Source organism: Parafilimonas sp., from assembly GCF_051953455.1.
GTDB lineage: Bacteria > Bacteroidota > Bacteroidia > Chitinophagales > Chitinophagaceae > Parafilimonas.
The window spans coordinates 1-20,472 of record NZ_JBQCIT010000044.1 but is presented as its reverse complement, the minus strand read 5'-3'; the positions used below and the strand labels follow the sequence as shown (position 1 = coordinate 20,472).

The 20,472-nt window shown below is 40.6% G+C and carries 18 protein-coding genes; 9 read left to right on the top strand and 9 right to left on the bottom strand.

All coding sequences use genetic code 11. The features are described 5' to 3' along the window. Positions 1-26 precede the first annotated feature (26 nt). Positions 27-1,139 carry a glycine cleavage system aminomethyltransferase GcvT gene (gene gcvT, locus ACTHN6_RS16020; RefSeq protein ID WP_440436784.1) on the bottom strand — a complete coding sequence of 371 codons (1,113 nt, stop codon included), beginning with the start codon at positions 1,137-1,139 and terminating at the stop codon, positions 27-29. 273 nt (positions 1,140-1,412) lie between these two features. Between gcvT and ACTHN6_RS16015 the strand changes: the two genes are divergently transcribed. From ACTHN6_RS16015 to ACTHN6_RS16000, 4 genes are all read left to right on the top strand, one after another. Continuing rightward, positions 1,413-2,117: an orotidine 5'-phosphate decarboxylase / HUMPS family protein gene (locus tag ACTHN6_RS16015; protein ID WP_440436783.1), complete on the top strand. Its 705-nt coding sequence runs from the start codon at positions 1,413-1,415 to the stop codon at positions 2,115-2,117. 78 nt (positions 2,118-2,195) lie between these two features. Continuing rightward, positions 2,196-3,224, top strand: coding sequence for a zinc-binding dehydrogenase (locus ACTHN6_RS16010; RefSeq protein ID WP_440436782.1), 1,029 nt, complete (start codon positions 2,196-2,198; stop codon positions 3,222-3,224). Positions 3,225-3,233: 9 nt separating this feature from the next. Continuing rightward, positions 3,234-4,034 carry an SDR family NAD(P)-dependent oxidoreductase gene (locus ACTHN6_RS16005; protein ID WP_440436781.1) on the top strand — a complete coding sequence of 267 codons (801 nt, stop codon included), beginning with the start codon at positions 3,234-3,236 and terminating at the stop codon, positions 4,032-4,034. Positions 4,035-4,049: 15 nt separating this feature from the next. Further along, a complete protein-coding gene (locus ACTHN6_RS16000; protein ID WP_440436780.1) occupies positions 4,050-4,931 on the top strand; it encodes a sugar phosphate isomerase/epimerase family protein in 882 nt (293 codons plus the stop codon). 151 nt (positions 4,932-5,082) lie between these two features. On the opposite strand, the gene ACTHN6_RS15995 is transcribed toward ACTHN6_RS16000, so the two are convergent. Beyond that, positions 5,083-5,928 carry an AraC family transcriptional regulator gene (locus tag ACTHN6_RS15995; protein WP_440436779.1) on the bottom strand — a complete coding sequence of 282 codons (846 nt, stop codon included), beginning with the start codon at positions 5,926-5,928 and terminating at the stop codon, positions 5,083-5,085. A 154-nt stretch (positions 5,929-6,082) separates the two neighbouring features. Here ACTHN6_RS15995 and ACTHN6_RS15990 point away from each other — a divergent pair, with 154 nt between their 5' ends. Both ACTHN6_RS15990 and ACTHN6_RS15985 read left to right on the top strand, forming a co-directional pair. Then, entirely contained in the window at positions 6,083-6,433 is a 351-nt protein-coding gene (locus tag ACTHN6_RS15990; protein ID WP_440436778.1) for a 5-carboxymethyl-2-hydroxymuconate Delta-isomerase, read from the top strand. Between the two features lie 31 nt (positions 6,434-6,464). After that, complete coding sequence (locus ACTHN6_RS15985) at positions 6,465-6,968, top strand: lipocalin-like domain-containing protein (RefSeq protein ID WP_440436777.1); 504 nt, start codon at positions 6,465-6,467, stop codon at positions 6,966-6,968. Between the two features lie 81 nt (positions 6,969-7,049). Here ACTHN6_RS15985 and ACTHN6_RS15980 read toward each other — a convergent pair whose 3' ends face one another. The 6 genes from ACTHN6_RS15980 to recQ all read right to left on the bottom strand — a co-directional run bounded on the left by ACTHN6_RS15980 (position 7,050) and on the right by recQ (position 15,068). Beyond that, positions 7,050-7,832, bottom strand: a complete 783-nt coding sequence (locus ACTHN6_RS15980; RefSeq protein WP_440436776.1) for a class I SAM-dependent methyltransferase — start codon at positions 7,830-7,832, stop codon at positions 7,050-7,052. Between the two features lie 246 nt (positions 7,833-8,078). After that, positions 8,079-8,408, bottom strand: coding sequence for an antibiotic biosynthesis monooxygenase family protein (locus tag ACTHN6_RS15975; RefSeq protein WP_440436775.1), 330 nt, complete (start codon positions 8,406-8,408; stop codon positions 8,079-8,081). A 503-nt stretch (positions 8,409-8,911) separates the two neighbouring features. Then, entirely contained in the window at positions 8,912-9,208 is a 297-nt protein-coding gene (locus ACTHN6_RS15970) for a hypothetical protein (RefSeq protein WP_440436774.1), read from the bottom strand. After that, positions 9,189-11,207: a hypothetical protein gene (locus ACTHN6_RS15965; protein WP_440436773.1), complete on the bottom strand. Its 2,019-nt coding sequence runs from the start codon at positions 11,205-11,207 to the stop codon at positions 9,189-9,191. Before ACTHN6_RS15965 ends, ACTHN6_RS15970 begins: the two co-directional genes overlap by 20 nt. A 222-nt stretch (positions 11,208-11,429) precedes the next feature. After that, entirely contained in the window at positions 11,430-12,329 is a 900-nt protein-coding gene (locus ACTHN6_RS15960; protein WP_440436772.1) for a hypothetical protein, read from the bottom strand. A 441-nt stretch (positions 12,330-12,770) separates the two neighbouring features. Next, a complete protein-coding gene (gene recQ, locus ACTHN6_RS15955; RefSeq protein ID WP_440436771.1) occupies positions 12,771-15,068 on the bottom strand; it encodes a DNA helicase RecQ in 2,298 nt (765 codons plus the stop codon). Between the two features lie 235 nt (positions 15,069-15,303). Between recQ and ACTHN6_RS15950 the strand changes: the two genes are divergently transcribed. Both ACTHN6_RS15950 and ACTHN6_RS15945 read left to right on the top strand, forming a co-directional pair. Further along, entirely contained in the window at positions 15,304-16,269 is a 966-nt protein-coding gene (locus ACTHN6_RS15950) for a KpsF/GutQ family sugar-phosphate isomerase (RefSeq protein ID WP_440436770.1), read from the top strand. 15 nt (positions 16,270-16,284) lie between these two features. After that, complete coding sequence (locus ACTHN6_RS15945; protein WP_440436769.1) at positions 16,285-17,370, top strand: mannose-1-phosphate guanylyltransferase; 1,086 nt, start codon at positions 16,285-16,287, stop codon at positions 17,368-17,370. Positions 17,371-17,437: 67 nt separating this feature from the next. Here ACTHN6_RS15945 and nadA read toward each other — a convergent pair whose 3' ends face one another. Further along, positions 17,438-18,448, bottom strand: coding sequence for a quinolinate synthase NadA (gene nadA, locus ACTHN6_RS15940; RefSeq protein ID WP_440436768.1), 1,011 nt, complete (start codon positions 18,446-18,448; stop codon positions 17,438-17,440). A gap of 509 nt (positions 18,449-18,957) precedes the next feature. Here nadA and ACTHN6_RS15935 point away from each other — a divergent pair. Beyond that, positions 18,958-20,472, top strand: a 1,515-nt coding sequence (locus ACTHN6_RS15935; RefSeq protein WP_440436767.1) for a peptidylprolyl isomerase, incomplete at its 3' end; no start/stop codon positions are given.

The following is a 20,472-nucleotide window of genomic DNA, read 5'->3' as shown; positions in this document are numbered from 1 at the left end:
CAGTTTTTTAAACTGAACCAGTTTCGTTAACTAAATGGCATCTTCACAATCTTTGCTTTAATAAGCCTGCCGCGTATGTCAATAAAAATTTCATTATCCAAACCGGCATTATCAATGGCAACATAACCCATGCCTATAGCCTTTCCCAGCGATGGTGATTGCGTACCGCTGGTTACTTTACCTATCGTATTACCTCCGGCATCTTTAATTATATAATCATGGCGCGGAATACCGCGGTCTATCATTTCAAAACCGATGAGCTTTCTTTTAATGCCTTCCGCTTTTTGTTTTTCTATAATCTCTTTCGCAGTAAAAGCTGTTGTCTTATTCAGTTTTGTTATCCAGCCCAGGCCTGCTTCAAGCGGCGATGTGGTATCATCAATATCGTTGCCGTATAAACAAAAACCCATTTCCAAACGAAGCGTATCCCTTGCGCCAAGGCCGATAGGTTTTATACCTTCCGCTTTGCCCGCTTCAAAAATGGCGTTCCATATTGTATCAGCGTTGTTGTCTTTATCTTCCCTGTCTGACGACGAGGCAGGAAAATATATTTCTACGCCTCCCGCGCCTGTATATCCTGTTGCACTTATCAAAACATTATCAACGCCGGCAAATTTTCCTTTTACGAATGTGTAATATTTTAAGTTAAGGATATCAATATCGGTTAACGGCTGCAGCATTTTTGTTGCGTTAGGGCCCTGTATGGCAAGCAGGCAGGTTTTATCGCTTATGTTATGGAGTTCAACATTGTTGGAATTGTGTTGTTCAATCCAGCGCCAGTCTTTTGCAATATTGCCGGCATTTACCACCAGCATGTACACATTGTTTTCTTCAATGCAATAGACCAAAAGATCATCCACTATGCCGCCTTCATTATTGGTAAAGCAACTGTATTGCGCCTTGCCATTGGTAAGCTTCGATGCATCGTTGGTGGTTACCCGCTGGATAAGTTCTAAAGCATTTTCGCCTTTCAGAATAATTTCGCCCATGTGGCTCACATCAAACACACCGGCATTATTGCGTACGGCAGCGTGTTCGTCGTTAATGCCCGTGTAACTTATCGGCATATTGTATCCTGCAAATTCAGCCATTTTAGCGCCGAGCGCAATATGCTTTTGTGTGAAAGGTGTGTGCTTCATACCCTAACCCAAAAAGGGATTTTTTAAAATGATTTAATTAATTGCGGCAAAAATAAATGAAGCCGGGGGTGAAGTGAAATAATTGTTGCGGAGGCAGAAAAGCATACTTGCACCGAATAGTGCTGCAAAGGCCGCAATATCCTTTCCTTACTTATGGCTTTGCGAAAGAAACATTGCAGGAAAGGTAGCCACATTGAAGCTTAAGTACTTAACTTTAGTGCTGCAAGCCATTTTCTATTTCTATCACCATATACTTTTAAATAGTAATTATTCATGAAGCCGATAGTTCAGATATCGTTGGACCTTACAAATATTGATGAGGCGCTGGAAACCGCCGCTATGGCTATGCGGGCCGGTGTAGATTGGCTGGAGGCCGGTACGCCTTTAATATTAGCGGAAGGATTGCATGGGGTTAAAAAATTAAGGGCGGCTTTTCCCGGTGTGCCCATTGTTGCCGATTTAAAAACAATGGACGGCGGCTACCTGGAAGCGGAAATGATGGCCAGAGCGGGTGCCACACATGTGGTGGTAATGGCAAGGGCACACGAAGAAACAATAAAATGCGTGGTAAAAGCCGGAAAGGACTTCGGCGTAAAAGTAATGGGTGATAATCTCGGTTGCGATGATATGGTGGCGGCGGCCAAATGGCTTGAAGACCTGGGTTGTGACTATATCGTTCATCATATTGGTTATGATGAACGCCGCGGTATTGCCGCACAGGGGAAAAGAATGCCAAGCCCGCTGGATCAGTTAGGCGCTGTGGTGGAAGCTGTAAATATTCCCGTACAGGCAGTAGGAGGATTATCGCTTCAGCAGGCGATCGAGTGCCCCGCGTATGGCGCACCGTTAGTTGTATTAGGCGCCCCGCTTACAATTGATGCGGATGCTTTCAAAACGGCAGATGGTAACCTGGAAGAATCATTGCGGTTGATTTGTAAAAAGATTCACAGCTATGGTGATGTAACTAAGATGAAGTAAATAATGATTAGAGTTTAATACGGTAAAAGTGTTTAACCATCACGCAATACACAACATAAAAATTATTCTTTTTAAGTTATGATCAAATCAGCAGCAGTAGTAAACTATGCACCCGAAAAAGGTTCGGTGGAAATAAGAGAAATCAATAAGCCTGAAATAGGGGAAGATGATGTTCTGCTTGAAGTGGTGAATGTGGGCGTTTGCGGAAGCGACTTACATCAATGGACAGCCGATCATAGCTGGCCGGTAAATTACCCCGTGGTGCTTGGACATGAATTTGGCGGCCATATTGCAGCAACAGGAAGCCGTGTAAAAAACTGGAAGGAAGGAGACAGGGTTGTAAGTGAAACAGCGGCTATTATTAATCCCGATAGCCCGATGTCAAGAGCCGGCCTCTACAATCTTGATCCAGACCGGAAAGGATTTGGGTATGGCGTGGATGGTGCAATGACAAAATATGTAAGGGTGCCCGCCCGCTGCCTGCATCATGTGCCCGGCCAGCTTTCATTTGAGCAGGCTTGTTTAACAGAACCTTGTTGCGTTGCTTATAATGCAGTGGTTGAAAATTCAAGAATAAAACCCGGTGACCGGGTTATTGTTTTGGGGCCGGGTACCATCGGCATACTTTGCGCTGCTGTGGCAAAACTCTGCGGAGCGAATGTGGCAATTGTTGGTTTGGAAACAGACAGGCACCGCCTGGACATTGCAAGGCAATACGGCGTTGAACCAATAACCGGCGATGCAACGGAATGGGCTAAACGAAAAGATGGGTTAGGCGCTGATTTCATCATTGACGCAGCAGGGGCCAGCATTACTTTAAAAATTGCATTGCAATTGGTGAGGCCAAACGGACATATCACCAAAGTAGGCTGGGGACCGCAGCCACTGGGTTTTTCATTGGACCCACTGGTGCAAAAAAATGTTACACTCCAGGGAAGTTTTAGCCATAACTGGCCGGTATGGGAAAAAGTAATTTCCTTATTAGCTTCCGGAAGCCTGGATGTAAAACCAATTATAGGCGGTGTATGGCCCATTACAGAATGGCATGAAGCCTTCGAAAAAATGCATAAAGGAGAAGTAGTAAAAAGCGTTTTGAAACCAGTTTAATCATCAGCTATGCGATTGCAGCATAAAGTCATAATCGTTACCGGCAGCACTACCGGAATTGGTAAAGCAATTGCCAAACGGTGTGTGGAAGAAGGCGCAAAGGTGGTACTGCATGGATTGGAAGAAGAATGGGGCAAAGCGGTATTACATGAAACAGGCGGCGATAAGGCCGTTTTGCATATTGAAGATATAAGCAGGGAAGGCGCGGCAGAACGATTGGTGCAATTGGCCGTAAAAACATTTGGTAAACTGGATGCAGTTGTAAATAATGCAGCCATTGTTACTTCGTCCAGTATCCATACAACGGACCCAACCTTCCTGCGGAAAATACTGGAAGTAAATACAATTGCCCCTTTTAGTTTAATTAAAGCCGCGCTGCCTTATTTATCTCAGCAAAAAGGTTGTGTATTGAACATCGGTTCTGTTAATGCTTACAGTGGTGAACCTAACCTGTTCGCCTATAGCGTTAGTAAAGGAGCTTTGATGACGATGACAAGAAATCTTGGTGATACTCTATTCCGCGAAAATCATGTGCGGGTAAACCAAATTAACCCGGGATGGGTGCTGACAGAAACAGAAAAGCAACGGAAGAAAGATCATGGCCTTACGGAAGACTGGTATAAAGATTTGCCACCGGTATATGCACCGGCAGGCAGAATATTGTGGCCTTCAGAAATTGCCGCGGCTGCGGTTTACTGGCTGGCGGATGAAAGCGGTCCCATCAGCGGGCAGGTAGTAGATTTAGAACAGCATCCTTTTATCGGGCGCAACCCTCCTAAAGATGCTTCAACAATCAAGATATCCAAATAACTAACGGTAATCAATATGCCAAAATTAGCAGCGTTTCCCAAAGCATTTATGCAGGCTTTGTGTAAAGATGGAACAATGAAAGTAAGCGAATGGATTGATCTTGCTTCAAAGCTCGATATTGATGGCCTGGAATGGTACGCCGGTTTCCTGGAAATGCATGATAAAAGCAACTGGCCTTTATTCCGGCAAATGGTAAGCGATAAAGGCAAAGTAATTCCAATGATGTGCTGCTCGCCCGATTTCACGCATCCCGATAAGAAATTCCGCGATAGGGAAATGGAGAAGCAGAAGGTATGGATTGATATGACGCATACTCTGGGCGGATCTTATTGCCGCGTTTTATCAGGGCAAAGAAGGCCAGGGTTATCCGTTGAGGAAGGCGTGAAACTGGCAGCAGATTGTATTTATGAATGTTTGCCTTATGCGCAGGAAAGAAATATTACATTGATATTGGAGAATCATTATAAAGATGATTTCTGGGAATATCCCGAGTTTGCACAGAAAATGGATGTATTCTGCAAATTGGTTGACGCCGTTCAGCACCCTTTTTTTGGCGTGAATTATGACCCAAGTAACACCTACCTCGCAGGCGAAGATCCGGTTGAGTTATTGAAAAGGGTTTCGCACCGTGTAGTTACGATGCATGCCAGCGACCGTTATTTGAAATATGGAACGATAGAAGACCTTCGGAACGAAGAAGGCGGTGCAACAGGCTATGCAAAAAGGCTAAGCCATGGTGAAATAGGGAAAGGGTTGAATGACTATGATGCTATTTTCTCCGAATTAAAAAGGGTGGGCTTTAATGGCTGGATCAGTATTGAAGATGGTGTTGACGGCATGGACCAACTGGAAAGAAGTGTAACTTTTTTAAGAAAAAAAATAAAACAATACTGGTAATAAATATAATGGCGATTCTTGTTGAGACTAATGGTGCTTTATGTACTTGTGCGGGGTTCGCTTTGTTTTATGTTGCAAGGCACAAGTACACTGCCAGTAGTGCCCGGAACTCCTGGCAACCGGTAAATGTTATATAAATGGTTATCGGTATTTAGTTGACGGTATTTATTTTTCTGAACTCGGATGGATTTATCCCTTTATACTTTTTGAATGCCCGGTTCAGGTGGCTTTCATCGGTAAAATTAAATTCGTAAGCAATTTCATTAATCCGCATATCACTGTGCAATAACCTGGTTTCTACCAGCCGAAGCTTGTAATTGGCAATATAGCTTTGCAGGGTTTCGCCCGTTTGTTTCTTAAAATACCGGCCTAAATAATTGAGCGATATATTAAAATGCCCACTGATTTTTTCTGCCCTTAAATTTCGCGGTTCAAAAATATTTTGCTGAATATACTGCAGCATTTCCAGCACAGGTTCACCGGTGTTTTCCTTTATATTTTTAGGAAGTTTCAGCGCAATATTTCTTGCCACAATAGTAATCATGGTACTAATAATTTGTTCCGTAATACGGTTGTAATACAGTTGCTGATTGGATTGTTCGTGCAATATGCTTTCCACCAGCGAGGCAATTAAAGGCTTGTCGGTTTTATTCTTTAATATACAGCCCGGGCGATGGCTGGCATTTTGTAAAATATATTCCACCTGTTTTACCGCTTCTTTATCCTTTCCCATTTTTTCTTTTACATACATTTCATTAAACCGGATAAAGAAAAAGGTTGTTGGCGTACTAATATCAAATGAATACACATCCTGCGGCGTTAATAAAAACAAATTGCCCCTGCGGTAGTTAAACCGGTTCTTGTTTACCGTTTGTATGCCTGTGCCTTCTATAATATGTATCAGCTCAAAGAAATTATTCCGCTTTGTAACTTTTGGGAAGCGCTGCATTTCTTTCTTCTCAATCTCATACGGTTTGTATAAGGTTTCAACCTGCATAGCTGCAAAATACAAAAGAAGCGTAAAATAGTACAAATGCATAGGCGTATGCCCTGCATAGTTTTGCGTTTATCAACTTATAAAGCAAATGAAAATTTGCTGCCCGGTTAACGGAGAAATCATAAGAATCAGTAACAATTAAAAACAATAAATTATGCCACATTTTATTATTGATTGTTCGGCCGATGTTTTAACACAGGCGTCTGAACCCGACATGCTAAGTGCTGTATTGAATGCTGCTGAAGCCAGCGGCCTTTTTACAAAAGATGATATTAAAGTAAGGGTAAATCCTTATGTGCGCTATGAAGTGGGCGGTAAAAAAACCAGCTTCATTCATGTGTTTGGGTATATTCTTGAAGGAAGAACGGAAGCGCAGAAAGCCGGCTTGTCGCAGCGGATTGTAAAAGCACTGGCGGACCTGTTTCCCGGTATTGAATATATAGCTTCCAGTATAGATGAATTTACAAAAGCCGGTTATTGTAACAGGCATTTGTTGCCGGCTTAAATCAATTCAATTTTTTTAAAAAAACTATAAAATGATGAAATACTTAATGTGTGCTGCCTTTATGTTATTCACCACATTACAGGCACAAAATGTAAAACAGCCGGAAAAAACAAGCAAACAACTTGTGGGCACATGGGCATTGGTAAAGGTGGAAAACACAAATGCCGACGGAAGCAAAACATTGCCTTACGGCGAAAATCCCGTGGGGTTGCTCGTGTTCACCGATGGTGGTGATTATGCCATACAGATTTTAAAAGCCGTTCGGCCAAAAGTTGCAGCAGGCGATAAGAATAAGGCTACACCCGCTGAAAATGCTGCTTTGGTGCAGGGCAATAATTCACATTTTGGCACCTATACCATTAACCCGGATAAACATAGCATTGCTTTCAATGTGCAGCATGCTTTTTATCCTAACTGGGAAGGCCATGTGCAGGTACGCAGCTTCACGCTTGAGAATAATGTATTGAGTTATGTGGTTACCCATACCACCAACGGCGGGGCCGTTACTGCAACCGTGGTGTGGAAGAAGCAATAATGTTTATGCTTTCTTGATACCTGTAAAAGCTTGAATCCCTGCAACCCTTTACATAGGAAACTTTTATGAGGCTGTTCTGCTTTATATTTTTTGGGCAACGGTCAATGACATTGCAAAATGCTTATCTATTTTGCCGTTAAAATTTTCATTAATAAAATCTTCAATTTCCCGATAGAATAAATGCTGAATTTTTTTGTCAGCTTTAAGGTGACTTGAATACGTGTTCAGTAGCTTAACAAAATTCTTTGCCGTGTAGGTTATAATTACAGGAAAGAGCTGATAGTGCATTAATTTAAATAAATGTTCATCAATTTCATCGGGTTTAAGTTCTTTTTTGTTTGGCAGTTTTGGTTTAGGATTATCTAAAAAATTATACCGCTCATAAACAGGTTGTGATTCAATAAAAAAATTATCTCCTGCTTCATCCGATATATGATTTGTATGAATGACTGCCAGATAACCGCTATCCCGAAGCAAGCGATGTGTTTTTGTATATTTTACAGCAGGGTCTATCCAATGAAACGAAGTGGCTGCATATACTAAGTCGAATGTTTTGGGCAAAAAATCTGATTGTTCAAAAGAAGTATTTACTACCTGAACATTTTTATAGTCGTCCAATTCCCGCTTTGCTACTTCTGCTAATGATTGCCCTAATTCAACTGCAGTTATTTGAAACCCTTTTTGAGCTAATGGTTTTGTGGCTTGCCCGGTGCCGGCACCAATTTCAAGAAGTGTTGCATTTGCATCTAAATTAGTAATGTCAATCAACGTTGAAAATAATTCATCCGGATAGCGGGGCCTTACCTCGTTATATAACAGGGCTACTTCATCGAAAGTTTGCCTTAGTATGTTACTGTCGTTCATTAATAATGCCTGGATAATTAGGTTTTGACAGAATAGGCGCTAACATTAAACGGCTTGCGAAGCCAGGATAATAGCATTGCGCCTGCCTGCGCTTATGCCGAAGGTGAATAAAGATATATTATTTGACCTGATGTTTTTGATTGTTGTAATTCATAGAAGCCTGAATTAAGCATTACCGGCTTACAACGCAGGGTCTCATCCTGCACACCAGGCTTTGCAATGAAGACCCTGCTGCGACAGAAAAAATTAATTGACTGTTGGCAAAAAAGTTTCTACAACTTCATACATTCCTGGTTCAAATTTGGCTATTTTAAGAGCTTCTTCTAAATAAGGCGAAGCTGTTGAATTGCTCCTCATGTTTTGATAGTCCTCAATACTTTTCCATTGTGCGTACATTGTAACTTTTGTCCCGTCAATACTGCGGTGCAGACTTGAAGAAATAAAACCGGTTATTTGTCGAACGCTAATTTCAGTTGCCAAAGTCAACAAGTCAACAAGTTTTTGTTGATTAATTGGGTCAACCGTAAATACATTTATGAGAGTGAGAAAGTTTGCCTCTTTTGTTATTGTGATCATATTGTTTTATTAAAAATTTTAAACTGTAGGCTGTCACACTAAACTTGCGGCCAACGTTCCTGGCTTGCTGCTGTGCTGGTATTTTATGATTGTCAGCCTGGCAACTGAAGCCGATTAAAAAACCAAAGTACAAAATATATTTACGTCGCAGCAGGGTCTTCGTTAATGGCATTTATGCAAAGCCACGAGACCCTGCGTGTTATTTTAATTCTTTCTAATGAAAAGGGAGTAAATGTTTTGATTGTTGTAATTCATAGAAGTCTGAATGAAGCATTACCGGCTAACAATGCAGGGTCGCATCCTGCGCACCCGGCTTTGCAATGAAGACCCTGCTGCGACAGAATAATAGCAGCTAACGTTTTGCAGCTTGGCGAAGTAGCGGAAATCGAAGCCCAACTGTTCAGTTTTGCACTAAAGTCTAATCTAAGAACTGAACTTGAATTTAGCACTAAACCCGCCATTTTGCCAAACTGCTGTTGTGCGTTTGGCTTTCTTATCTGTCATTATAATTGGTATTTTTCAATTGCTTGTTTATAAGTTGATTCGGCACTGTCCTGAAACCTTGTCTTGTTTTTTAAAAAGTCATTAAACTTGCCATAGATATTTTTATAAATGATATTATGAGCAGGATTTTGAAGTAGTTCGTCTTTATACTCGTCCATTTCAAATTCACCTGTTGAAGCAAATTTTAGCAAATCCAATACATGTTCTTTATTGATCTGGTCAACGTCTGTCCAAATATCTTGGCTTGAATCAAGTCGATAAAAACCTTTATTGTTTTCAATCTTTAAGTATTTCATAAGTTTGAGTTTTACGTTCTGTGTAAGCATCTTCACCCGCTTCTAAGCAGTTAAGAATTGCTTCATAATTTTTAATTTTTGTTCCGTCAAAACAACTTAATTCTTTGTCCGATGGATAACCGGTAAATATGCGATATACAAATTTTCCGTCTTCTAGGTTTTTGTGAGTGATAGCAACAAAATTTGGTTTTATTGATGCACCAACAGTGCTATTATGAGTAACTACCACAACTGGCATTAGTTGTGCCATATCTTTTATTAGTGTATTTATTTCCTTTCTTAGAAATAAATTGTCAAAAGAAGATTCAGGCTCATCAATTAGTAGTATATCGTATTGGGTAGCATCTTTTATTTCGTGAATTAAGTTGAATTCAGATCGCTCACCACCTGAAACTTTAAATCCGTCTTTGTTTAGAGTAACGGATTCAATTTTTACGAAGAATTTATAAAGATTTGCGTCTTCAACTCCTGCCTCTCTAAGTTTTTGAACATAGTAATAAGGTTCATTATACTTACCTAGTGCTGTGCTGTAAGTTCTTTTGTCTCGCCCAATCTTTTGTAAATCCGAAGCACTTTCAATTGGCTTTGCGGTTGTAATAATTGAAAACTTGCCTAATTCTTCTCGGTTTATATTTCTCGGTTTTTTTAGTTCTGAAACTACTTGATTGAATTTCGTCACTTTCATTTCATCTGTTGCGATTTTATAAAAATCCACGTTTTCTATAAAAGTGCTAGTGGTTTTTACCCTTAATTCACGTTGAACATCGTTAATGATAGAATTCAACCATTTCTTTTGTTCATTCTCAACTTTTGAAACTATTGCTTTTTGGATTAGCTCATTTAGTAGCCCTTTCAGGTTTTCCTGAGATATGTATTTGGTTATTATGTCTTGATACTCGTTGTTTTCAATTAGTGTTGTTACAGATTCAATAAGCTTATCAAGATTTTTGAAATCTTCTAAAGAAAATAGTTCTTCACTAAATAACAAGCATTTCGAATACAAATCTTTTTTCTCACTTTCTGTTGCAAATTTTTTAAGTGACTCTAAATAGCTTTCTATACTTAGCAGGTTTTGTTTAAGGTCAACTTGAACAACATCTTCAACTACTGATTTAAATTCAGTTAAGTAATTGTTATTCACAATGCTTAGCCTAGTGTCGTTTGTCCTATTAAAAGTCTCTTCATCATTTTGAAGAAGCGAGAATTGCCTAACGTATTTAGCACTTCCCGAAGATGCAGCTATTTTATCAAGAGTAACTGTTTTACCTGATGAACGACCGCCCAAAATAATATTTAAACCAGTTGATAATTCTAAGCCTTCATCGGTCGCTTGAAAAAAATCATTACCACTTTCTTTTGTAAGTGAGATTTTTGATTTGTCTGCAAAGCACGATTTAATACCTGCTATCGAAATTTCTTTAAGGTCAACAAATGTGTGTCTTGTCGGAAAGTCAACTAAACTACTACTAAAACGCAAATCACTAAACAGGACGGGCGTTAGCCCGTTCTGTTCTTTCATCATTCGTTTAAATTTTGGGATACTAGCTACTTCACCTGATGTGATATGAGGTTGTAAATCTAATATTGTTGCTTTCTTTATTTCTGGACTTTTGTCGTAATGCGGTATTAGAATGTATTTGTGAAGATCAGTAAAAATGCTTTTGAATTGAGCAATAGTTAGCGTGTCCGTATTTGTTTTGATTAAGGCAGAAACTTGCTTACACTTTTCATCAAAGTTTGAAACTTCAAATTCGTCTGAATCAGTTATTACCAAAAGATGACCGCCTTCTAAGTCGACTTCAATGCCTGGAAAAACAGTAATTGTCAGACTGTTTTTAATCTGTAAATATTGTGCTAAATCAAAAACATTGTGATTCGTAATAGCTAAAGCATCTATTTTCAACTTGTCAACATACTCTTTAACCTTTGAAAGGTCAAAGTAAAAAGAATAGTCGCTTATTGTCGAAATTGTATGTGTATGAAGGTCTATTTTTTTCATTCAAAATCTTTCTGTAACGGTTGTCTTTAAGCTGACGCACGACACGCTGATTTATGTTACAAAATACGAAACTATTCAAAAAACCCGCTATTCAAAATCAACACTTTAATGTTATACAGAATCAATTGTCGTTAGAATAATCCACCCCTCACAAACCCAAAAACAAGGGCTGTGCGGCACGTGGCAACAGCCCTGTTTAAACCACAATAAAAAACCCATAGATCAACCTTCTTTTATCATCCGCACTTCCATTTCCAGCGTTTTGCCCTGTTCTATTTTTAATACCTGTGTTTGTGTAACATAACCGGCGGCGCTTATTATTACATGCCAGGTGCCGGCTTTCATGCTTTCAATAGCTGCCACGCCCAATATATTGCTGGCGGCTTGTTTGTTCAGCTCCTGCACCAGCATTACAGCGCCTTCAATGGCGGTGCCGCCGGCTGCATCGTTTATGGTGGCCATGAGGCCGGTATGGCGCGTGCCCATTTCTTTCACCTTGCGCACTTCGCGGTATTCATTCACCAGCCCGGGGTTATCATCCATACCGTTGATAATAAGATTATCCAGCAGCTTCAGGCTTTTATCAATAAGCAGCATAGTGGCCTCTATACCCTTGGTACCTGCCTCAGATGCCGCCTGTGCATTTTCCGGCGCACCGGTCACGGCTTTATAGGCCGCAATCGCATCGCCAATGGCGGTAATATCTGCCGCCGTAACGCGGTAATCGGCCAGCGCGCCGTTTAAAGACTGCAGGGCTGCATAAATATTCTGCACGGCAGCCAGTGTTTTGGCAGTGGTACTCTTTTCCAGTTCATACACCTGCACGTCAAAGAGGTGCTGCAGTTCATCGTTATTGTTGTCCACAGCATATACGAGCGCTTTGCGGCTGGTTTTTACGGTAAGGTCGGCCATATTTTCAAGCAGCGTTCTTTTCTGGGTGGTTATCCCCTTGCTGGTGCCGGCCTGTGCATTAATATAATTTTCAAGCTGCGTGTTTTGCTGGTTAAAAACGGTTATTTCGGTTTGCACCCTTGTAAACCCGGCGAAGGCAGCAGCATTGGTTTGAAAAAATGCAGCTACTGCATAATACATGTTTTGTTTGGCAGTTTGTGGTAGTGTCATAATGATTGGTTTAGTGATTAATAAAAGTGTTCAGCGGTTTTATTTTAAGGATTCACCGCTTTTTTGCTGTTGTGTAATGGTTGCCCGCCGTTGCGGGATGTCATTTCGTTGTTCCCGGATGCCATTCCGAAGCTGAGAGATGGCATTTCGCTAATCCCAGGTGCGGTTCCGAAGCTAAGAGATGGCATTTCGTTAATCTCAGATGCCATTCCGAAGTCAAGAGCTGCCATTCCGTTATTCCCGGATGCCATTCCGAAGTTAAGAGCTGCCATTCCGTTAATCCCACGTGTCATTCCGGGGTTACGAGATGCTATTCCGTTGTTCCCAGGTGTCATTTCCAAAAGAAAATTTTTTTAATACCTGGGCTACACCTGTATTATCATAAAAAGAAAAAGCCTGCGGTTTAAAACCACAGGCTTTTGTATAAGAAAAGAACAATTATCAGTTTCCAAATTCGCTTAAAAACTTAATGCGCATTATTTTAAGCTGCTCCCAATTATAGCCACTGTCGGATAATTCTTCCTGCGCCACCTGTAACGATGAATCCTGGCAATTCTTAAAATAATCTATTATCTCTTCTTTATCATCATCATCCAGGTTCATATCGTCAATGGCATAATCAAGGTTAAGCCTGGTGCCGCTTGCCACAATGGTTTCCATTTCTTCCAGCAAACCATCCAGCCTTAAATCTTTGTTGCGGGCAATAGTGGCCAGCGGTATCTTTTTATCTATGTTCTGAATAATATAAATTTTGTTGCTGTTTTTATTCACCACAGATTTCATTACAAAATCATCGGGCTTTTCCACATCATTTTCTTCCACATACCTGGCTATAAGGTCCACAAACGGCCTTCCAAATTTCAGCGCCTTGCCTTTACTCACACCCTGGCATTTTTCAAGCTCCGCCAAAGTAGTGGGATACATGGTGGCCATATCCTGCAGCGAACTTTCGAGGAATATAACAAACGGCGGAAGCTTCTTCTTCTTGCCTTCTTCATGGCGCAGTTCTTTCAGCATTTCAAACAGCCTGTCATCTGCTGCCGCACCGCCGCCGCTGCTTTCGCTTTCATCATCATCTTCATCCGCTTCTTCAAATAAATTGTTGAGCACAATTTTAAATGAAACGGGCTTTTTCATGAACTTAACGCCGGCTTCCGTAAACTTAAGCAGGCCGTATTCTTCAATATCTTTTCTTATAATATTGCCCAGCAGCATCTGCCGTAAAAGGCTGTTCCAGAAATGCTCGTCTTTTTCTTTACCCAGGCCAAATTCAGGAAACTTCTCATGGCGGAACATCATTACCTGCGGCGTAAGCTTGCCAATTAAAATATTCACCACATATTCTGCGGGGAATTTTTCATCAAGCGCCTTAATTACTTTCAGCGCTTTTACCACTTCATCTTTTGTTTCTATTTTTTCTTTTGGATGAAGACAGTTATCGCAGGCGCCGCAGTTTTCTTCTTCCCTTTCTTCACCAAAATAATGCAGCAGTATCTTTCTCCTGCACACGGAGCTTTCGGCGTAAGCAACAGATTCATTTATTAATTGCGCACCCACTTCGCGTTCACTTAATGGCTTATCGCGCATTAAATGTTCCAGCTTGCTCACATCTTTATGCGAATAATACAGGATACATTTTCCTTCCAGCCCGTCACGGCCGGCGCGGCCTGTTTCCTGGTAATAATTTTCTATCGATTTGGGTATGTTGAAATGAATAACAAACCGGATATCGGGTTTATCTATGCCCATGCCAAATGCAATGGTGGCTACAATTACCTGCACATCTTCATTCAAAAACTGGTCCTGCCTTTCGGCCCTTAGTTTGGAATCAAGACCGGCATGATAAGCAACGGCTTTAATGTTATTAGCCATCAAAACATCAGCAAGTTCTTCGGTGGTTTTGCGGTTAAGCGTATAAATGATGCCGCTTTTGCCCGCCATATTGGTGATGAAACGAACGATGGATTTTACCGTTTGTTCTTTCTTAACCTTCGGCTGAATTTCATAATAAAGATTGGGGCGGTTAAAAGACGATATAAAGATATTCGGATTGCGCAGGCCGAGGTTTTTTACAATATCACTCTGCACTTTAGGCGTTGCCGTGGCGGTTAATGCCACTACAGGTATTTCATCATTGATAGAATCCATCATTTCCCGCAGCCGCCTGTATTCGGGCCTGAAATCGTGCCCCCATTCCGAGATACAGTGCGCCTCATCCACCGCAAAAAAAGAAATCTTCAATGCCTTAAAGAAATCAAGGTTTTCCTGTTTGGTTAAAGTTTCGGGCGCCACGTAGAGCAGTTTTGTTTTGCCGGTTGTAAGGTCGTCCTTTACTTCCTTTATCTGCCCTTTATTAAGAGATGAATTTAAAAAGTGTGCAACCGTATCGTTTTCGTTATAACCCCTTACCAGGTCTACCTGGTTTTTCATTAAAGCGATAAGCGGGCTTACGACTATGGCACAGCCATCAAGCATCATGGCTGGTAACTGGTAACATAAACTTTTGCCGCCGCCTGTGGGCATTATTACGAATGTATCACGGCCGCTGAGCAGGCTGTTTATGGCTTCTTCCTGTGCCTGTTTAAATTGTTCAAACCCAAAATGATGTTGTAATGCAGCGAAAATGTCGTGGTTGCTGTTTGGATTTTTTTTGGTTTTTCCAGAAACTGTTTTTTTTGCAGTATTCTTTTTCTCAGTCAACACTTCAGTTGACTCTTTTGCAAGTGATTTTTTTGCCATTGTTCACAAATTTCCGTCTCTCTTTTTTTTAAACGGGAGCTCTATAAAAACTCTTAAGGTACAAATTCCATTCTATTTGCCAAAATCCGCCGGTTCAAAAACGGGCTGCTTTGGTAGTTCTTTCAGATGGTGGAAACAAAAATAAGTTATAATAAGTTTTTGTTAATGCTTAATTCGTTAAAGTTGTTTGCGTGTATTTATATCACTATAAAACAAGAATGTACTTTTGCCGGTTATGGAAACAAGCGCACAACGTTCTGCACTTTATACTATAGAACAGGAAGCGAATGCTATTGCCAATCTTAAAAACTTTATAGACGATTCTTTTGATAAGGCCGTGAATGCCATCCGCCAGGCAGGCGGCAGGGTGGTTATTACGGGTATAGGTAAAAGCGCCATCGTTGCCCAGAAAATTGTGGCCACATTAAACTCTACCGGCACGCCTTCTTTGTTCATGCATGCCGCAGATGCCATTCATGGCGACCTGGGTATGATACAGGAAAAAGATATTGTTATCATACTGAGTAAAAGCGGCGAGAGTGACGAAATAAAAGTGCTTGTTCCCTTAATTAAAAATTCAGGCAACATTATCATTGCCATTGCCGGCAATAATGTTTCTTTTCTTGCCAGGAATGCGGATATCTTTTTAAATACAACAGTGAGCAAGGAAGCTTGTCCCAACAATCTTGCGCCAACAAGCAGCACAACGGCGCAAATGGTTATGGGCGATGCCCTGGCTGTTTGCCTTATGCAGCTAAATGGTTTTGACAGTAATGATTTTGCAAAATTTCATCCGGGCGGCAATCTGGGCAAACGGCTTTATTTAAGGGTGAATGATATTTATACAATGAATGAAAGCCCTTCCGTTATGGAAGATGTTTTATTTAAAGATGTCATCTTTTCCATATCAGACGGCAGGCTGGGCGCAACGGCTGTTTTAAACGATAATAATAAAATAACAGGCATTATAACAGACGGCGATATAAGAAGGTTATTTGAGAAGACAGATAATGTAAAACATTTAAAAGCATCTGAAATTTCTAAGGCAAACCCCAGAACCATACTGAATACTGCGCTTGCAGTAGAAGCGCTTGAAAAAATGAACAGCAACAGCATCACGCAATTAATAGTGGTGGATGAAAATGATTCTTATCTCGGTTTTATACATTTGCACGACCTTATTCGTGAAGGAATAATTTAATACTTTAGCCCCGCAATGAACAAACATAACTACGTAGCTATTTTAGCTGGCGGTTTAGGTACAAGATTTTGGCCTAAAAGCCGTGCCTCTTTTCCAAAACAGTTTTTAGATATTCTTGGTACAGGTGAAACGCTTATACAATCTGCCTATAAGCGATATGCATCTTTTATCAAACCTGAAAATATCTACATAATAACTTCAGACGAATATGTGGATATAGTTAAAGAACAATTGCCGCAGTTAAACACGGAAAACATCCTGGCAGAACCCAGCCGGAAAAATACAGCTCCCTGTGTGGCTTATATTGCCTCTAAACTTTTACAGGAAGACCCGGAAGCTTCGCTGATTGTTGCGCCAAGTGATCACCTGGTTATTGATGTTAACATCTTTAAAAAACTAAGCCTGCAGGCCTTGGAGTTTGCCAAAAATAATAATGCACTTGTAACGCTGGGTATAAAGCCAACCTATCCAAATACAGGCTATGGTTATATACAATACGACCTGGGCACTGTGCAGGATGATAATGTGTATGAAGTAAAGACTTTTACTGAAAAGCCTGATCTTGAATTGGCCCAAACATTTTTAGCAAGTGGTGATTTTTTATGGAATGCCGGTATTTTTATATGGACCGCTAAAGATGTATTAGCTGCTTTTGAACAATTTCAGCCGGAGATGTATGAATTGTTTGCGGCAGAAAAGGAAAATTTTAATACGCCTGAAGAGAAGAATGCCCTTCAGCGCATTTATCCTTTATGTGTTAGCATTTCCATTGACTATGCCATTATGGAAAAAGCCGAGAATGTATATGTTATTCCTGCCGACTTTGGATGGAGCGACCTCGGTACCTGGAACAGCGCTTACACCAATCTTGAAAAAGATAAAAAAGGCAATGCCATAACCGGCGAACATGTTATAACTTTTGATGTGGAAAACACAATGATATCATCAGAAGAAAATAAATTACTGGTATTGCAGGGCCTGGAAGATTTTATAGTGGTGGATACCAAAGATGTATTATTAGTTTGCAAAAAAGATAAAGAGCAACAGGTAAAAGAATTTTTGGCAGAAGTAAAAAAGAAAAAAGGCGACAGGTATCTATAACGAACTTCTTACGCGTAAAAAAGGCGGATGCAAGTTTTGTATCCGCCTTTTTTATTAAAAGAAATATTTAACCGCCAAGCCCTGCCGCTTTGCTTATATCTAACATTCTTTGTATAGGTTTTAAAGCAGCCAGTCTAATTTGTTCATCCATTAAAATTTCGGGCTGTTCATATTCCATGCACAGGTATAGTTTTTCAAGCGTATTCAGCTTCATGTGCGGGCAATCGTTGCAGGCACACATATTATCAGGCGGCGCCGGTATAAAAGTTTTACCGGGCGCATCTTTCTGCATCTGATGCAGGATGCCGGTTTCTGTGGCCACAATAAATTTATTGGCTGCATCTGTTGCAGCAAATCTTAAGAGCTGCGTAGTACTGCCTATATAATCCGCATACTGCAATATGGCTTCTTCGCATTCAGGGTGTGCAATAAGCTTTGCATCGGGATGCTGCGCTTTAAGCTTTAATATTTTTTGCTGGCTGAAAATTTCATGCACCATGCAGGCGCCGTTCCACAACACCATATTCCTTCCTGTTTTTTTAATAAGATAAGCGCCGAGGTTTTTATCAGGCGCAAAAATAATAGGCTGATGAGCGGGAACACTTTCAATAATCTTTTGTGCATTGCTGCTCGTGCAGATAATATCGCTCATAGCCTTTATATCGGCCGTACAATTTATATAAGAGATTACCACGTGGCCGGGATGCTGCTCTTTAAAAGCTTTAAACGCGGCGGCAGGGGCGCTATCTGCAAGGGAGCAGCCGGCCTTTAAATCGGGCAGCACAACTTTTTTTGACGGATTAAGGATTTTAGCTGTCTCAGCCATAAAATGTACGCCGGCAAATACAATCATATCAGCGCTGGTTTTAGCGGCTTGCTGGGCAAGCCCCAGGCTATCACCGATATAATCGGCCACATCCTGTATATCAGGCTCCTGGTAATAATGCGCCAGCACCACGGCATTCTTCTCTTTTTTCAAACGTTCTATTTCATGAAAAAGATCGAGCGTGGGGTTAATGTCCACATCAACAAAACCTTTCAATTCTATATCCGCTTCATTAATGTTGATATCTGCCATAATATATTTATATTAATATTTTAATAAAAGAACCTATTACTATTACAAGTGTGAATATGGTTAAAACTTATTTGTTCACACTATGCAAAGTTAAACTCGGGCAGCTTATCCATAGTTATTCCACATTAATTTCACAATTAGAATATATAACCGGCCTGTATTGTGAATAGATTTTAACATGTGTTGATATAAGCGGTGTGAGAATTAGCCTGAAGCAATTCACAATTTATAAATGTTAGAAGCAATTTGAAAAATTGTGTTGAGAATGCCTAAAAAGCAGCCGCTGGTGAAAATGCCTGTTTTTATTCTCCATTTATGCAGGCCCGGAAAAATTAAAAATGAGGTTTCCCCACATAAAATCAATGAAATAAACAGGGTGATGTGAATTTACGTTTCACAGAAAATGTTTGGGATGTTTGAAAGTATGAATAATATATAAGGAAGCTTTGTTTTCCACAATTTGTTCAAAACTTCAATTCCCCTATTTTTGCCATCCTTTAAAAATCACTATGTCACTCATTCAACAAATCAGGGAGAGAGCAGCCTGGATACTTTTTGGTGCGATTGCAATATCTCTGCTCGCTTTTATTCTGCAGGATTATTTCTTTAATAAAGGTCATGCATCTGCAGGTTCGGGAACCACTATTGGTAAAATTAACGGGCAGTCAATTGAGCACGAAGAATTTGAACATAAAGTAGCGTTTTATGAGCAAATGAATAACGGCCAGTATTCCCGCAGCATGTTAATTCCGCAGGTATGGGATTATATGATCAATCAAACTTTGATGGACCAGGAATCCGAAAAGCTTGGTATAACTGTTACCGGTAATGAAAAATCTGATTTGTTGTTTGGCAGCAATCCCCCGCAGTTCATGCAGCAGTTCTTTACTGATCCTAAAACGGGCATGTATGATGTGAATACGGCAAAGAAACAAATAGGGGAATTAAAGAACCGTTCCGCCGATCCCAATGTTGCCAGCTTTAACGAAGCATATATTGATCCGCTGGTTATGCAAACAAAAGCACAGAAGTATGAGTCGCTTATAACCGGCGCCATTTATATACCCAAGTGGATGACGGAGAAAATGAATGCTGATAACAATTCAATTGCAAAAGCATCATATGTATATGTTCCGTACAGCTCAATTGCAGACAGTGCAGTTAAGGTTTCTACCGCAGACATGGAAGCTTATATTAAAAAGCATTCCTCCCAGTTTGAAAGGGATGAAGAAACACGTACTATTTCTTATGTTTCCTTCAATGCAAATCCAAGTTCGGCAGATTCATCTGCGGTTCGGCACGAGCTGGAGCAGCTTAAACCTGAGCTTGCATCCACCAATGATGAAAAATCATTTTTGAGTACAAAATCATCCGGCAATAATAATTATTACAATAGTGTAATTGGCGGTAAAGAAATAAAACAAACTATAAAAGATTCATTGTTCAGACTGGCGCCGGGCCAGGTGTATGGGCCTTATCTTGACGGCAACAGTTATGCCATTGCCAAAATGGTTGCTAAACAGCAAATACCAGATTCGGCATCTGTTCGTCACATCCTGGTAGCAACGCACCAGCAAGATCCAAACAGCGGAACGCTTATTCGCGTGAGGGATGACAGTGCGGCTTTAAAGAGACTGGATAGCGCTATCGCTTTGGTTAAATCAGGCGTTCCCTTCGATTCTGTTGTGGCTAGATATACAGATGATCCGGGCAGTAAAGCAAGCGGTGGCAGGTACGAAAATTTCCCTTCAGGCCAAATGGACGAAAACTTTAATGATTTTGCTTTTACCGGGCATGTGGGTCAAACAAAAACTATTCACACAGCTTATGGTTATCATTACGTTGAAATACTCGGCCAGAAAGGAAGTGAAACCGGTTATAAGATTGCTTATTTAACAAAACCAATTGAAACCAGCGCTGAAACAGATAATGCGGCAAGTAACGCAGCATCCCAGTTTGCAGCATCAAGCCGCACGCCGCAGGCTTTCCAGGACAATGCAAAAAAGGATAAATTGATGGTAATG

Excerpts from the sequence above, each read along its gene's own strand:
- gcvT (WP_440436784.1), bottom strand. The coding sequence starts at position 1,139 with ATGAAGCACACACCTTTCACACAAAAGCATATTGCGCTCGGCGCTAAA.
- ACTHN6_RS16015 (WP_440436783.1), top strand. The coding sequence starts at position 1,413 with ATGAAGCCGATAGTTCAGATATCGTTGGACCTTACAAATATTGATGAG.
- ACTHN6_RS16010 (WP_440436782.1), top strand. The coding sequence starts at position 2,196 with ATGATCAAATCAGCAGCAGTAGTAAACTATGCACCCGAAAAAGGTTCG.
- ACTHN6_RS16005 (WP_440436781.1), top strand. The coding sequence starts at position 3,234 with ATGCGATTGCAGCATAAAGTCATAATCGTTACCGGCAGCACTACCGGA.
- ACTHN6_RS16000 (WP_440436780.1), top strand. The coding sequence starts at position 4,050 with ATGCCAAAATTAGCAGCGTTTCCCAAAGCATTTATGCAGGCTTTGTGT.
- ACTHN6_RS15995 (WP_440436779.1), bottom strand. The coding sequence starts at position 5,928 with ATGCAGGTTGAAACCTTATACAAACCGTATGAGATTGAGAAGAAAGAA.
- ACTHN6_RS15990 (WP_440436778.1), top strand. The coding sequence starts at position 6,083 with ATGCCACATTTTATTATTGATTGTTCGGCCGATGTTTTAACACAGGCG.
- ACTHN6_RS15985 (WP_440436777.1), top strand. The coding sequence starts at position 6,465 with ATGATGAAATACTTAATGTGTGCTGCCTTTATGTTATTCACCACATTA.
- ACTHN6_RS15980 (WP_440436776.1), bottom strand. The coding sequence starts at position 7,832 with ATGAACGACAGTAACATACTAAGGCAAACTTTCGATGAAGTAGCCCTG.
- ACTHN6_RS15975 (WP_440436775.1), bottom strand. The coding sequence starts at position 8,408 with ATGATCACAATAACAAAAGAGGCAAACTTTCTCACTCTCATAAATGTA.
- ACTHN6_RS15970 (WP_440436774.1), bottom strand. The coding sequence starts at position 9,208 with ATGAAATACTTAAAGATTGAAAACAATAAAGGTTTTTATCGACTTGAT.
- ACTHN6_RS15965 (WP_440436773.1), bottom strand. The coding sequence starts at position 11,207 with ATGAAAAAAATAGACCTTCATACACATACAATTTCGACAATAAGCGAC.
- ACTHN6_RS15960 (WP_440436772.1), bottom strand. The coding sequence starts at position 12,329 with ATGACACTACCACAAACTGCCAAACAAAACATGTATTATGCAGTAGCT.
- recQ (WP_440436771.1), bottom strand. The coding sequence starts at position 15,068 with ATGGCAAAAAAATCACTTGCAAAAGAGTCAACTGAAGTGTTGACTGAG.
- ACTHN6_RS15950 (WP_440436770.1), top strand. The coding sequence starts at position 15,304 with ATGGAAACAAGCGCACAACGTTCTGCACTTTATACTATAGAACAGGAA.
- ACTHN6_RS15945 (WP_440436769.1), top strand. The coding sequence starts at position 16,285 with ATGAACAAACATAACTACGTAGCTATTTTAGCTGGCGGTTTAGGTACA.
- nadA (WP_440436768.1), bottom strand. The coding sequence starts at position 18,448 with ATGGCAGATATCAACATTAATGAAGCGGATATAGAATTGAAAGGTTTT.